Source organism: Pelodictyon clathratiforme (genome assembly GCF_982375515.1).
Genome location: NZ_OZ455102.1, coordinates 1015531 through 1030188, shown reverse-complemented (window position 1 = coordinate 1030188; position 14658 = coordinate 1015531). Strand labels below are relative to the sequence as shown.

The 14658-nt window shown below is 46.2% G+C and carries 16 protein-coding genes; 14 read left to right on the top strand and 2 right to left on the bottom strand.

Annotated elements, in window-relative coordinates; genetic code table 11:
- The first annotated feature begins 10 nt into the window (after positions 1-10).
- The 10 genes from AC56AD_RS05005 (at position 11) to AC56AD_RS04960 (ending at position 8864) form a co-directional block, all read left to right on the top strand.
- The gene (locus tag AC56AD_RS05005; RefSeq protein WP_012507784.1) at positions 11-1159 is read left to right on the top strand and encodes a glycosyltransferase family 4 protein; all 1149 of its coding nucleotides are present in this window, start codon (positions 11-13) and stop codon (positions 1157-1159) included.
- A complete protein-coding gene (locus AC56AD_RS05000; protein WP_012507783.1) occupies positions 1159-1650 on the top strand; it encodes a serine O-acetyltransferase in 492 nt (163 codons plus the stop codon). Before AC56AD_RS05005 ends, AC56AD_RS05000 begins: the two co-directional genes overlap by 1 nt.
- Before the next feature lie 11 nt (positions 1651-1661).
- Positions 1662-3074 (top strand): hypothetical protein, encoded by a 1413-nt coding sequence (locus tag AC56AD_RS04995; protein ID WP_012507782.1) that lies wholly within the window; start codon positions 1662-1664, stop codon positions 3072-3074.
- A gap of 133 nt (positions 3075-3207) precedes the next feature.
- Positions 3208-3510, top strand: a complete 303-nt coding sequence (locus AC56AD_RS04990; RefSeq protein WP_498984258.1) for a VanZ family protein — start codon at positions 3208-3210, stop codon at positions 3508-3510.
- Between the two features lie 37 nt (positions 3511-3547).
- Positions 3548-4645, top strand: a complete 1098-nt coding sequence (locus tag AC56AD_RS04985; protein WP_012507780.1) for a radical SAM protein — start codon at positions 3548-3550, stop codon at positions 4643-4645.
- A gap of 104 nt (positions 4646-4749) precedes the next feature.
- Positions 4750-5985: a glycosyltransferase gene (locus AC56AD_RS04980; RefSeq protein ID WP_012507779.1), complete on the top strand. Its 1236-nt coding sequence runs from the start codon at positions 4750-4752 to the stop codon at positions 5983-5985.
- A gap of 80 nt (positions 5986-6065) precedes the next feature.
- The gene (locus tag AC56AD_RS04975; RefSeq protein ID WP_012507778.1) at positions 6066-6590 is read left to right on the top strand and encodes a metal-dependent hydrolase; all 525 of its coding nucleotides are present in this window, start codon (positions 6066-6068) and stop codon (positions 6588-6590) included.
- Positions 6587-7606, top strand: a complete 1020-nt coding sequence (locus AC56AD_RS04970; RefSeq protein ID WP_012507777.1) for an acyltransferase family protein — start codon at positions 6587-6589, stop codon at positions 7604-7606. Before AC56AD_RS04975 ends, AC56AD_RS04970 begins: the two co-directional genes overlap by 4 nt.
- 100 nt (positions 7607-7706) lie before the next feature.
- Positions 7707-8462, top strand: a complete 756-nt coding sequence (gene hisF / locus AC56AD_RS04965) for an imidazole glycerol phosphate synthase subunit HisF (RefSeq protein WP_012507776.1) — start codon at positions 7707-7709, stop codon at positions 8460-8462.
- 21 nt (positions 8463-8483) lie between these two features.
- A complete protein-coding gene (locus AC56AD_RS04960) occupies positions 8484-8864 on the top strand; it encodes a tetratricopeptide repeat protein (protein WP_012507775.1) in 381 nt (126 codons plus the stop codon).
- A 62-nt stretch (positions 8865-8926) separates the two neighbouring features.
- On the opposite strand, the gene AC56AD_RS04955 is transcribed toward AC56AD_RS04960, so the two are convergent.
- Entirely contained in the window at positions 8927-9811 is an 885-nt protein-coding gene (locus tag AC56AD_RS04955; protein WP_012507774.1) for an ADP-polyphosphate phosphotransferase, read from the bottom strand.
- Between the two features lie 273 nt (positions 9812-10084).
- On the opposite strand from AC56AD_RS04955, the gene AC56AD_RS04950 reads away from it, so the two are divergent.
- The 4 genes from AC56AD_RS04950 to AC56AD_RS04935 are packed head-to-tail and all read left to right on the top strand — an operon-like array spanning position 10085 to position 13715.
- A complete protein-coding gene (locus AC56AD_RS04950) occupies positions 10085-10633 on the top strand; it encodes a DUF4405 domain-containing protein (protein WP_012507773.1) in 549 nt (182 codons plus the stop codon).
- An 18-nt stretch (positions 10634-10651) separates the two neighbouring features.
- The gene (locus AC56AD_RS04945) at positions 10652-11335 is read left to right on the top strand and encodes a response regulator transcription factor (RefSeq protein WP_012507772.1); all 684 of its coding nucleotides are present in this window, start codon (positions 10652-10654) and stop codon (positions 11333-11335) included.
- A gap of 53 nt (positions 11336-11388) precedes the next feature.
- On the top strand, positions 11389-12834 hold the full coding sequence (locus tag AC56AD_RS04940; RefSeq protein ID WP_223293989.1) for a sensor histidine kinase: 1446 nt from the start codon (positions 11389-11391) through the stop codon (positions 12832-12834).
- Positions 12831-13715: a cytochrome c3 family protein gene (locus AC56AD_RS04935; protein WP_012507770.1), complete on the top strand. Its 885-nt coding sequence runs from the start codon at positions 12831-12833 to the stop codon at positions 13713-13715. The genes AC56AD_RS04940 and AC56AD_RS04935 overlap by 4 nt, the downstream gene beginning before the upstream one ends.
- Here the strand turns inward: AC56AD_RS04935 and AC56AD_RS04930 are convergent.
- The gene (locus tag AC56AD_RS04930; protein ID WP_012507769.1) at positions 13712-14647 is read right to left on the bottom strand and encodes a radical SAM protein; all 936 of its coding nucleotides are present in this window, start codon (positions 14645-14647) and stop codon (positions 13712-13714) included. The genes AC56AD_RS04935 and AC56AD_RS04930 overlap by 4 nt on opposite strands.
- Positions 14648-14658: the final 11 nt, after the last annotated feature.

Genomic DNA, 14658 nt, shown 5'->3' with positions numbered 1-14658 from the left:
AGACCTCTTCATGGCCTGCTTACCAGTACTGTTCGGCTACCATGCATCAAATCTCGGCAACAGTCATGTTCCACTCTCCTTATGCAGATACTGGAATGAATCCGGGAGAAACGCTACGTTAAGCGTTCCAAGTGCCGATGAACTACTTGTTTATCCCTGGCTTAAACCAGCTATGAGTGGATTGAAAAAAGCGCTGGTTTACAAGATTGGATCAAAAGAGCAACCAAGAGTTATCGTTGAACAATTGTTCTTCAAAACCGAAAAATTATCCTCTCCGGTCTATTTATGGGCTGGACTGTCACTTGATATTTTTGAGCGTTTCCATAAAAGAGGGACTAAAATTATTGTTGAAAGAATTAACTGTCACCGTTCAACATCACGAAGAATAGTTGAAAAAGCTGGTGAGCATTTCGGAATCAACCTTGCCGGTTCGATCAGTGACGAACAGATAGAAGAGGAAAACCGTAAACTTGCCATTGCTGATGCCATATTTTGTCCGAGCCCGATGGTAAGAGCCTCCATGCTTGAAAACAACATCCCCGAACATAAATTGCTCTCAAGCAGTTACGGATGGTCCCCGGAACGATTCCCCTCTGCTGCTGCCCCACGACCGAAAAACCCGAAACCGGTCTTTCTGTTTACAGGAACCCTCTGCATACGGAAAGGTATTCCTCTGCTTCTTGAAGCATGGAAAAAGGCTGACATTGATGGCGAGTTACTCCTGTGTGGCGGAATTGATCAAGAGATTCAGACACTCATGGCAAAAGAGCTGACAAGAAACAATATTCGCCATATCGCCTACACAAAGAATATCGGTCTGGTATATGCCCAGGCTGATGTCTTTGTCTTTCCAAGTCTTGAAGAGGGTGGGCCTATGGTAACCTATGAAGCGATGGCACATGGAATTCCACCGATTGTTACCGAAATGGGAGGAGGAGCGATTGTTCAGAATAACATCAACGGGATAGTGCTTCCCGACATGAATATTGATGCCTGGGCTGAAGCAATTACCGATCTTGCTGAAAATCCTCAAAAAAGAGCGATTCTCGGTGAACAGGCCAGGGTGAGGTCACAAAAATTCACATGGCAAAACGTAGCCGAACAACGCGCCCTTTTACTTGAAAAACGCTATCCCAATCTATGGAAGAGGAGCACATAATGTTGATTTCAGCAACCGAACCAGACTGGCAAAGGGAAAAAGCGGTTCCCGGACGTTACGAGCCTGCAAAGTACTTATTGTCGACAATTCGCAGCTATCAACGGGTCAAAATGAAAGGTGGGCCCGTTAGCATGATTACAGCCCCTTTTCTTGTGCTGCTTCACCGGTTCTGGAGTGCAGTCAGCGGAGCGGATATTCCACTCGACTCCAGAATCGGAGGCGGACTCATGATGCCCCATCCAAACGGCATCGTCATCCACCCCGAAGCTGAGATCGGGCCTAATTGCCTGATCTTCCAACAGGTCACCATCGGCGCTGGGCTGAAACCTGGCCTTCCGGTCATAGAGGGACATGTCGATATCGGCGCCGGAGCAAAAATTATCGGTAACATCCGAATCGGAGCACATGCCCGTATCGGAGCAAATGCCGTCGTCCTTCATGATGTACCCGCCGGAGCAACAGCTATAGGGGTACCGGCAAAAATTCTTTAAAAAAACAAGTTATGGGTGGTGCACCTGGAAATATCTTGGTACCGGTTACCCTCTTCAGCATGCCCTTCTTTGTCATGTTCCTTTTTAAAAAATTTGAACATCGGCAGGCTGTGGTAATCGCTTACGTTTCCGGATGGATGTTTCTCCCCTGTGCTGAATACAATATTTTTCTTCTTCACCACACAAAAACGACCGTCATCGCTATCGGTATTCTTGCAAGTATCAAAATTTTCGATAGTGAACGGTTTGCAACATTCCAGTTCAGTGCCGTCGACATCCCTATGTTGCTCTGGTGTACAGCCCCCTTTTTCTCCTCACTTTTCAATGATCTTGGCCCTTATGACGGCCTCTCACAATGCCTTTACCAGACGATACGATGGGGTTTGCCCTACTACATCGGCAGAATTTATTTTACTGATACCGCTGCACTAAAAATCCTCTCCTTTGCCGTTGTGCTTGGAGGAATCATCTACATTCCATTCAGTTGGTTTGAGATGATCATGAGCCCACAGTTGCACCGCCTGACCTATGGCTTTCACCAGCACGAGTTCCTCCAGACACTCCGGGAAGGAGGAGGGTTTCGACCAATGGTCTACATGGAGCATGGCCTTATGACCTCAATGTGGATGATGCTTGCGATTTTTCTTGGAAGTTGGCTATATTACTCAAAGAATATGCCTGCGAAAATTATGAGGGTACGTACAGAGTATGTGCTTCTTATGCTGATGTTTACCTTCATCATGATGCAGTCTCAGGGCGCCATTGTGCTCCTTCTTATCGGTGTTTTTGTACTCTATTTGTCAAACAGGATAAAAAAGATCATTCTTGTACTGATTCTTCTGCTTCCTCCACATCTCTATATCGCCACAAGAGTCACAGGAATATGGGATGGCAGGAATTTCTCAAACTTTGTAGCAGAAAAATTCAGTGCTGTCCGGGCTCAGTCACTGCAATTTCGCTTCGACAATGAAACCATTCTGATCGACAAGGCACTTCAGGGCACCATTTTTGGATGGGGAGGATATGGAAGATCACGAGTCTACAATGAGAAAGGAAAGGATCTCAGCGTCACCGATGGTCTGTGGATCATTACACTTGGACAGAACGGTATCTACGGCCTGCTTATGATGGTTATCAGTATTCAACTTCCCGTTGTTTTGTTTGTATTGAGGGTTAAACCCGAACAGTGGAACAAAAAAGAGGTTGCAGGCCCGGCAGTAATGGCCGTATTTCTTGCCCTCACCATGATTGACAACCTGCTCAACGCCATGATCAATCCAATTTACATGCTTTTCAGCGGTGGTTTGACCGGAATGGCTCTGAAAAATACCCTGACACTGCACGATGGTTCAGAAGCCGAAGAACTGCAGCACAGTGAGGAAACGATCACGCCACTCACCCGGTTTATTGCGGGATCATCCTGATCTCCACGACAATGAATAAAAAGATAACATCCCAACTTTCAAACGGCGACCAACGATGCAGCCATACCAAGCGAAACTCTTAAGATTCTGGATCATCATCATTGCTATGGTCTTTGCTGGCAGTTTCCTGACTATGACAGCTATTTTCCATGTCCTCAAAATCGATCTTATTATCCACATCCTTATTTACGGTATTCTCTCATTCCTTCCCCTGCTCATATTCCGCAAACGAAAAACAGCGTTTCTGATATCGCTTGCCATCGCACCATTAAGCTTTCTGTTTGAGTCCATGCACAGTATTATAAGCGGATGGCCCTTCGAATATCTCGACGCCTTTGCCAATAACGTCGGTGTCATAGCAGGAATGACCGCAGGACTCCTCGTACGATTGAAAAAACACTATGAAAATGAATCGACAATAAAAATGCCACTGTAGGTGAAATGCTTTAACGATAGAAAACGAAAATAATACGATGAATGTCACCGAATTGCTGACTCTGGGACTCAGCCATACGCGCAACGCCATTGCTGAAGCCCTCTATCTTAAAACAAACATCGATGTAACAAGGCCCATAACATTTCACGCACTGGTCAATGAGCGATGCAACTGCAAATGTCGTCACTGCGAATACTGGCGACAGGCAGAATACATCCCGGAACTCACTATTGAAGAGTGGAAAAAAAGCCTTCTGAGCATAAAAGAATTTACAGGCTCGTTTGCGGTCAATTTCAGCGGAGGTGAGCCGTTTATAAAAAAAGGGTTTATTGATCTGCTCATTTTTTGCAGAGATCATGATATTCATGCCGGAGTTACAACAAACGGAGCATTACTGAATGAAAAAAATGCCGCGAACATTGTCGCCGCAAGACCATTCAACCTTAATATTTCCTGTGACTCTCATACCCCTGAAATTCATGACTATATCAGAGGCATGAATGGCCTGTTTAACAAAATCACGAAAGGGATCTCCCTGTTGCAACAGGAACAGGCGAAACAAAACGTCACCTTTCCGATTATCATAAAACCGACGATCATGTCGCTGAACTTCCGATCGCTCCCGGAAATTGTCCAGTGGGCTATGAATATTGGAGCAACCGCAGTCAATTTTCAGCCTCTCGGAAGATGGACTCGTGAAACGTATGATGAACTGTGGATTGAAGAGAAAGATTGGCCTGAACTTGACCGTTCGATGGAAAAATTAATCGCCATGAAACGCGCAGGGGCACCGATCATGAACAGCGAGGAAGTTCTTCGACTCGTAACAGCAAGCTTTCAGGAAAAAACAGCCTCTCCTGAATACATGCCATGCAGAATAGGCCTGCAGGAGTTTTATATCCGTCCTGATGGCGATGTCAAATTATGTTTCCACTTTCCCTCCATCGGCAATACCACAACGCAGTCTGCGAAAGAGATCTGGAGAGGAGCCGAGGCAAAAAAAATCCGTGAAGCTACCATCAAGTGCGACAAATTATGTCTTCTGACCTGCCTTTCACACAAATCACTGACCAACAAATTCAGCCAGGCGTTGACCATTCTCTCTCGTCAAAAAAAAACAGAATCCCTTCATTAAAATGACAAGAACTTGTTTTGGAAAGAAGAGCACTTTTTAACCGTCAAGCCATTTAAAAATAGGCGTAATTACCTTTATAACAAGGACTTTTCAATACAAGCCACATGACAACAAGAGCGATAGCCTATCTTTGCAGTGAGTATCCTGCAATTTCTCACACCTTTATTTATAGAGAGATTGAGTCGCTCCGAAAAGCCGGAATGAGTGTCCACACGGCATCAATCCGGAAGCCATCGAACCTTGACGTCATGACTCCGGATGAACAACAGGAGGCTGGTCGTACCCTCATGGTACTTTCCATGCCATTACCCCAAATGCTTGCCGCTCATCTGCACTGCATAAAGAAAAACCCGACGGGATACCTGCGCATGGCCGCATCGGGGTTACGACTGCTGACCACTGGACCAAAAAGTCCGCTGAAGGCGGCGGCCTATTTTGCTGAAGCGGGCATTCTCCTGCAGTGGCTTCACCAAAATGGCGTTACCCACATTCACGAACATTTTGCAAACCCCACCGCCATTGTAGCAATACTGATGAAAACCTATGGAGGAATAAGCTACAGCATCTCCGTACATGGCCCTGATATCTTTTATACCGTTGATTCCGCCATGCTTCCCGAAAAAATCCGGAAAGCTGCCTTTGTCCGCTGCATCAGCCACTACTGCAAAAGTCAGATCATGCGCCTCAGTGAGCCACAAGAGTGGCATAAACTCCACATTGTCCGCTGTGGAGTAGATCCTGATCTTTATACTCCAAGAGCTGAACCCGAGAACCCGGTACCGAACATCCTCTGTGTTGGAAGGCTGGTACCAGCAAAAGGTCAATATATCCTGCTCGAAGCTTGTGGGCTCCTGAAAAAAGAGGGACTCGAATTTCATCTCACCATTGTTGGTGATGGTCCCGACAAGCTTATACTTGAAAAGGCTGTCAACTCAGGCAACATGAAAGGCTCGGCAACCTTTACCGGTGCACTCGGACAGGATAAAGTGCGCGACTATTATCAACGGGCCGATCTCTTTGTGCTTGCAAGCTTTGCCGAGGGTGTCCCTGTCGTGCTGATGGAAGCCATGGCAAAAGAGATTCCGGTTATTTCAACCCGAATCACCGGAATACCCGAACTCATTGAACATGAAAAAGATGGGCTGCTGGCAACACCGGGTGACGCAGAAGATCTTGCCAACCAGATCCGCAAGTTGCTCACCACCCCCCGACTACGTCGAGAACTTGGAGTTGCAGGCCGAAAAAAAGTTGTCACACTGTACAACCAGCACACCAACAACCAACAAATGGCAACTCTGTTTCATGAAGAAGAACTTGTATCGCAAAGAACTCGAACGTGAATACCCTGGGTCAGTTATCAATGCAATAGTACCTGTTTCCTGTCCATCTTTTGCAAAAAAGCCCCTGTCGAGGAAGAACAATGATTTTTGGACATCTACCGGCAGGCTATATTACATCAAAGTTGTTGTTGCGAAAATGTTACAACGACTCCATCAACCCGGGGGCATTTATGTTCTGGGGTCTGTTTGGCGCAATTGCCCCGGATATTGATTTACTGTATTATCTCCTGATCGACCCTTTTGAGCCCAGGAACCATCACCACACCTACGTTACCCATTTACCGATTTTCTGGTTAACCCTGTTACTGATCTCCGTATTTTGGTTGCTACTACAACGTAATCGCGGCAAAAACCAGGCCACTTTCTTTATATTTGTCCTTAACGGATTTATCCATATCGTACTGGATACCCTTACCGGCCACATCTTCTGGATGTCGCCATCCATGGATAACGCAATTTTCTGGATAGCCGATACTTCAGCCGAAACAAATTATTTCACTCACTGGACATTTGCTCTTGAACTACTCCTCATTTTATGGGCTCTCACCGAATGGTATAAAAGCGCCATAAAAAAGAGAGCCAAAAGAAACAACCCAATAACATGACTACACTCACGACAAACAGAGACAGCACTATCGACACACTCAGAGGTCTTGCCTGTATTCTTCTGGTCGCCTACCATGTCATCGGAATCACTCCTGACAGCGGCCTTCGTATACAGGAAGGAGTTCTGAAAGATGCCAATTCGCTGCTCATCTATATTCGTATGCCGATCTTCACCTTTCTTTCAGGCTTTGTCTATGCGCAAAGACCATTTTCATCGAACTGGAAAAAATTTATGGCGGGAAAAATACGACGCTTGATCGTTCCCATGCTTTTTGTCGGCACACTCTTCGCCCTCGTCCAGACCCTTACCCCTGGAACAAACACAGCAATAACGAACTGGCGTGTTTTGCACCTCATGCCTGTAGCACACTATTGGTTCATTGAAGCGCTTTTTTTGATCTTTCTCGTTATCATTCCCCTGGAACATTTCAAAATCCTGCAGAACAAAACCGGCTTTGCCCTCCCTTTCCTGATAGCCGCTCTGCTCTATGTCTCCAATGCCGGAACTCCTTGGCTCTCGATTGCTGGCGCCATCTATCTCTTTCCCTATTTTCTCGTCGGCCTCTACTGCTCACGTTTCCCGGTGCAGATCAACAACCGGAAAATTCTGGGGTATGTGCTCATAACAACCATCATCCTCTTTCTTCTTTTCTTCGGTCAACAATATGGTGGAGAAAGGCGTTCACTGAACGCACTCATCATAGGCACCCTGTTCTGCACTGGCCTGCTCTTTATCGAGTATGAATCCCTGTTTCTTGCCAAAATCGGCATCTTCTCCTACAGCATCTACCTTTTTCATGTTTTTTTTACAGCCGCATCCAGAATTTTATTTATCAAAATCGGCATAACCGAGATTTGGGTACTCTTTATCCTCGGTACAGCCCTCGGTATCGCCGGACCAATACTTGTTGAACGGATTGCCTCAAAATACAATCCCACAAGAATTCTGCTCCTCGGCAAACGCCCCAAAGAGAGCCGGGTTTTTGTCGAAAACAGCGATGAATCAAAAAAATGAGCTCTCATCCACGACTGATGAATAATATTGTTGTAGAGTTCGAACTTTATTGATTTCTTGTAGAACGGTTTTCAATAACGAATTTCAGCTCTATAGGTCAATGTTAGCCAAACGGATCATCCCCTGCCTCGATGTTCGAGATGGCAGGGTGGTAAAGGGAATAAACTTTGAAGGGCTGAGAGATGCAGGCTCCATCCTTGAACAGGCACGCTTTTACAATAATGAACTGGCCGATGAACTTGTCTTCCTTGATATTTCAGCATCACTCGAGTCACGCAAAACGACGCTTGAAGAGGTACTGAAAGTTTCCGGAGAGATCTTCATTCCTCTCACCGTCGGAGGCGGAATCAACTCGGTCGAGCGCGCCAGGGAGGTTTTTCTGCACGGTGCTGACAAGGTTTCTGTCAATACCGCAGCAGTCAATGACCCCTTCCTGATTACCCGGATTGCAGAAAGATATGGATCCCAGGCTGTTGTGGTTGCCATCGACATCAAAAAAACGGGGGAAGATTATCTGGTCTTTACCCATTCAGGCAAAAAGCCAACCTGCTATGAAGCACTTGAATGGGCCCATAAAGTCCAGGAACTCGGCGCAGGAGAGATCCTGCTGACCAGTATGGATCGGGACGGTACAAAAGAGGGATATGACAACGATATTCTCGCCAAAATATCAACATCAGTCCACATTCCCGTCATCGCATCCGGAGGCGCAGGCAATCTTGAACACCTCTATGACGGTTTTACCAAAGGCCATGCTGACGCAGCGCTTGCAGCATCAATCTTCCACTTCCGCCAGCACTCAATCCGTGAAGCCAAAGAGTACTTGCGGCAAAGAGGCATCACGGTCAGAATCTGACAACCCAATAGTGGCCGACCCATGATGAAAAAATCAGTTACCTTCTTTTTCTGCCTGATGCTTTTCTTCGGAACAGCAATCGCTGACTCACGGGAAAAAATTGAAGAGACACAGCTCAAGGCTGAACAGGGTAACGCTCAAGCCCAGAATAAACTCGGAGTTTTCTATGAAATCGGCCTGGGAATCAATCAGGATGATCGAGAGGCTGTCAAATGGTATCGTCTGGCTGCCGAGCAGGGATATGCAGAGGCCCAGTTTAACCTCGGCGAGATGTACGAAGAGGGTCGCGGAGTGCAACAGGACAAACCGACGGCAAAAGCCTGGTACAGAGAAGCCTGTAAAAACGGGTGGGAGTGCGGTTGCAAGAAGCTCAAACTGATGGACGACGATGACTGTGGATAATCTCTCAAATCAACACGCTATAACCAGGAACCTGAAACCTCCATTGTACGCTCTCTCGTCCATCATGCACGCTCTTCCATCAGCCGTTTGCGAATATTCTTCAACTCACTGTGACGTTGATCACTTGTTTCAGGGTATGACAGACCAAGATCAGTCAAGGTATGAACGATGATTTGTGACACAATCAGGCGAGCAGTTTGTTTGTCATCAGCAGGAACAACATACCATGGCGCCTGCTTGCTGCTGGTAGCGCTGAGGCAGCTCTCATAAGCCTGCATATATTGTTCCCAGTACTTGCGCTCTTCAAGGTCAGCAGCGCTGAATTTCCAGTTTTTTGCCGGTGCATTAATCCGGTCCAGAAATCGTTTCCTCTGCTCCTCTTTCGACAAATGAAGAAAAAACTTCACGATCCTTGTCCCATTGCGATAGAGATGCCGTTCCATGTCAACAATCGATTGATACCGTTCTGCCCAAACTTCACCACCCTTGATCAGCTCATCCGGAATACCCTGCACAACAAGTATCTCAGGATGCACTCGAACAATCAGCACCTCCTCATAGTATGAACGATTGAATATCCCTATATGACCCCGCGCTGGCAGGCAACGATTGCTTCTCCAGAGAAAATCATGATCAAGTTCCTGGGCCGAAGGATGCTTGAAACTGAAAACCTGACAACCCTGCGGATTCACACCGGACATCACATGCTTGATAACACCATCCTTGCCAGCAGCATCCATCGCCTGAAAAATCAGCAACACCGAATAGCGGTTATCGGCATAATGAACCTGCTGCAGTTTACTCAACTGCGCAACATGATCAGCAAGCATGGTTTTATACTCTTTTTTGGAACGATACATGGGCTCAACAAGAGTTGGACGCTTGTCGAGACTCACCTGTTCACCCTTACGAATCCAGAGAGCATCATGATCAAAAGAGATCGGCATAATAGTGATAGAGTGAGGTGATGTAAGCTGTACTTGACTTCAAATGAAACTCCCACGGTGACCAGGTTGAATATACAGCGGAAGATACCTCTGTAACTCATTTAAAAAGCAGTTCGTTCGTCACTCCACCTCCAAACGGTCACGGTGCTTCACCCTGATTTAAGCAAAAATTAAGTTCCCTCTCAGACTTCTTTAAGAATCCCCGAACTAAATTAAAACAGTTCAAATAACTACGCAAACCGACAACGATTCTCAAAACACGAACAAGAAACCATGAAACAAACATTGAAGTCCTGGGCAACACCCCTTGCTGTTGGTGCATTTACTATCTCCACAGTCACCGGCCTCCTGATTTTTTTTGACATAGAGATCGGTCTCGTTGAACCTGTTCACAAATGGTTGAGCTGGCTTCTTGTCACAGCAGTTCTGCTCCACCTCATATCGAACGGGAAACAATTCGTTACCTATTTCTCAAAAAAAACGGCTCTCGGTATCATTGGCGCTGCACTCATCATCACGATTGCTTCCCTGCTGCCAATATTCGGTGAAGAGGATGAGGGAAAAGAAAAAGGAAAAGAACATCAAGGAAAAATTGCGGTACAGCTCCTTGAATCATCATCGCTGGAAACCGTTGCTCTTGTTACCAGAATTACTGAAAAGCTCCTTGTTGAAGAACTCGGAAAAAGCGGTATCATAGTCAAGAATCCATCGTTGACCATTCAGCAAATTGCCAGTACCAATAAAAAAAGCGAAAAAGAGGTTCTTGATGCCATTTTAAAACAAACAAAGCGTTCCGTCACAAAAGAGAGCGATAACGATTAATACTCCAACACTCTACCTATGAGATTACTGATTATCGAAGATGAACCGGGAATAGCCGGATTCCTCAAGGATGGACTCGAAGAGGAGTACTTTGCCGTTGATATTGCCTATGACGGAAAAAGTGGGCTCGACATGGCACTGATCAATGAATACGACCTGATTATCGTTGACTGGATGATTCCCGCCATCAGCGGTATTGAGGTCTGCAGGCAGATTCGAAAAACAGGGAATGCCGTCCCGATACTTTTTTTAACCGCAAAAGATACGCTTGAAGATGTGATTTTCGGACTTGACGCCGGTGCCAATGATTATATCAAAAAACCCTTTGAGTTTGAAGAGTTGCTTGCCCGCATCAGAGTACAGCTCAGGAATAAAAACCGAAATGACGATTCACTCAACGCCGGAATCCTTAACATTAACCCGGTAACCCATCAGGTATTCTGTGCTTCAACTGAAGTGACCCTCACACCGAAAGAATTTGCCCTCCTTGAATATCTTGTACGTAATAAAGATCGAGTCTGTACCAGAAGCAGAATAATCGAGCATGTATGGGATATCCATTTTGATTCCGATACCTCCGTCATTGATGTCTATATCACCTTTCTGCGCAGAAAACTCGAAGCTGCAGGTTGTGGAAACATTATTCAGACCATCCGGGGAGTGGGATATATCGTTCGTGAACCAGAGATTTCAAAAACATGAAGCAAAAAAATACTGTCCAAAAAAAACGCTCCTTTTTTAAAGCGTGGTCGGTGATGAGTTTGCGAAACAGGATCGCTTTCTACTACACCATCATGACAGCATTTTTAATTGCCCTGGTATTTATCATCCTCTATATCATGGTTGAAAAAATCGTCTACAGACAATTTGATGACGAAATAAGAAAAGAAATATTGGAAGTCCTTTCGGACTCACAGATATCAACAGATAATTTTCAGGGGTTTGCAAGTATTCAAAACATTGATGACGATGACCATGACAAACACCGTGAAAATGACAATGATAATGACAATAAAACAAATAACAACAAAAAGATAAATGTTGATACTGAATTTATTCAGCTTGTCAATAGTGCTGGGCAGGTCATGAATAAATCAGCAAGCCTCTCATGGTGCGTTCTTGCATTTCAGCCAAACCAGACTGGGACAACTTACTTCAACAGCAATTTCGGCGATTCAATGGTACGACAGGCACAGGTACCTCTTGTTAATAACAAAGGAATAACAGAAGGGTACCTTATTGTTGCTGTTCCAGTAAAAAATGCACTGATCGTCCTGCACGACCTGCAGGAAATTTTCTTCTTTTCATTTCCAATCATCATTCTGACACTCTTTATTCTTACCCGTTTGATTGCTGGCAAAAGCATAGATCCGATTGAAAAGGTTATTGCCACTGCTGAAAAAATGACACAGACAAATCTTGATCACCGCATACCCCTTCCCTATCATCATGATGAATTGTACCGCCTCTCGGTAACCATCAATGCACTTGTCACCAGGATGCAGGATGCATTTCAACGCGAAAAGCACTTTACAGCCGACGCCTCTCACGAACTGAAAACACCGCTTGCCATTGTCAAAGGAACGCTTGAAGTGTTGATTCGCAAGCCAAGAGAGAGAGAACACTATGAAGCAAGAATTCAGTTCTGCCTGAAAGAGTTAAACCGTATGGCAAAACTGATCGATCAACTACTCATGCTTGCCCGATATGAGAGCAGCAAAATGAATCCTCATATCGAAAAGGTAGAACTCTCTCAGCATATTGAACGTCTGATTGAAAGAATGCTGCCATCTGCAACGACAAAAGAGATTGCAATCACCAGTGATCAGACTGAAAACACCTGGATTAGTGCCGATCCGGGAATGCTTGACATGATTCTCGATAACATTCTCTCCAATGCCATCAAATACTCTCCGAACAACTCAACAATAGCGATAGCCGTAAAACGCAAGGCCAATACCATTATCTGCAGCATCAGCAATCAGGGAGCAGGCATTCCTGAAGAAAAACTGAACGCTATTTTTGAACGTTTTTACCGGGTCGATGAATCAAGAAACTCCGGAACAGGAGGATTTGGTTTAGGATTATCCATCGTTAAAAAACTTGCCGATCTCCAGAAAATCGAGGTATCGGTAACCAGTGAAACCAGCAAAGGTACCACGTTCACACTAACCTGTCAGGCCGGGGAGGTTAACCGTTGAAACCGCTCTTTCTTTTTATCGTCTCAGCCATTATTCTGGGCGCCACAGCCACCGCTTTTCCCGATCTGCTGCTCAACCCTGGCCCGCTGATGAAAGGCCATCATGCATTCAAAGATAAGTGTCTGAGTTGTCACAAGCCATTCAGCGGCGCCGCTTCATTGCAATGCACCAGTTGTCACAAACAAAACGCCATAGGCATAAAAACTGTTGCTGGCTCACTTCTCCGGAAAGAGAGCAGCAAGGTTCTTTTTCACAAAGGCGTTACCAGCAACTCCTGCATCAACTGCCACAACGATCACAAGGGAACCGAAGCTGCAAAAACCGTCAAACCCTTTATGCACGCCGCTCTTTCAAGCGCATTGCAGAAAGAGTGCATCAACTGCCATAAAAACCAAAAGCCTGAAGATGGCCTCCATCACTCTGTAACGGAGAATTGTTCGACATGCCACACCAGAACAAAATGGAAACCGGCAACATTTGACCATAACCAACTAACTGCTTCAAACGGAAAAGAGTGTATCACCTGCCACAAGGCTGAGCAGCCAAATGACAATCTGCATCCTCTTCCAAAAGTTGACTGCGCAACATGCCACACATCCACTGCGTGGAAGCCTGCTACCTATGATCACAGCAAATATTTCCTCCTTGACGGCGATCACCTTGCCGCTTGCTCGACCTGCCATACCGATCCGGCTGACTTCAAAAAATATACTTGCTACAACTGTCATGAACACTCTCCCTCAAAAATTGCAGACGAGCATCTTGAGGAAGGTATATATAACTACCAGAACTGCATTAAATGCCATCGCAATGGAAGCGATGGAGAGCGAGAGGGAGGCTATGGAGGCGACCGGGAACACGAAGGCGGAGATGATGATTAGCTCTGCATCACCCAGTAAGGCTCCCCGTTATGTTCGACAAGCTTGAATCGGCCGGTTGCAAGCATCTCTTTCATAACCTCAGCCGTTTTATCATTCTCACCGGGAAAACAGTCAGCAATAGCTTTCTGAAGTTCTCGCTGCTGCACGGGGTGGCGTGAAACGATGGCCGTAATCGCTTCAAGCATATCCGGAGCGTTACGAAGATCCATATTGCCCTTGAGCGGATTAACTACGGTTGTTACCTCTGAAAGAATGGCAATTGCCCGCTCAATGCGCTCATCGGAGGGCAGGTGAACCTCCTGCTCGGGAGCTGGCCGGGTGGGGAGCACAAGGTGTACCATGTCAGGATTGATCTCTTTCAAGACAATGGCAAGATCGCGTAGCGCCTCGTCGGAATCGTTGATGCCACCAAGCAGCATCACCTCAATCCAGAGGCGCCCCTGGTATTCATGACGAAATGCAACAAGCCCCTCAAGATGCTGGCGAAAGGTCAGGCCTGCCGCCGGGCGGACGATCTGGTTGTGCAGAGCCTCAGAACCGGCATTGAGCGAGGGAAGCACAGCATCAGCCTGAAGCAGCTCCTCACGCACCTCCTCCAGATAGAGAAGCGAGCCATTGGTGATCACCGCAACAGGAATATCTGTCAGTTTTTTTACCTCCGCAATCAGCCAGCCAATCCCCTTGTAGAGCATGGTTTCGCCCGAGCCGACAAAGGTGATCCAGTCGAGCCCCTTGTGCCGTTCGAGCGCTTCGCGAATCTCCTCAAGAATCTCCTCACGCGCAAAAAACTCCTGCCGCTCGGTGACAAATTTCCGGGTCTTTCCCAACTGGCAATACACACAGTTCCAGGTACAGCTTTTCGGGGGAAGCAGATCAACACCAAGTGACTGGCCAAGCCTTTTTGAAGAGACCGGCCCAAAAACATATTTCATAGTTTTTGATT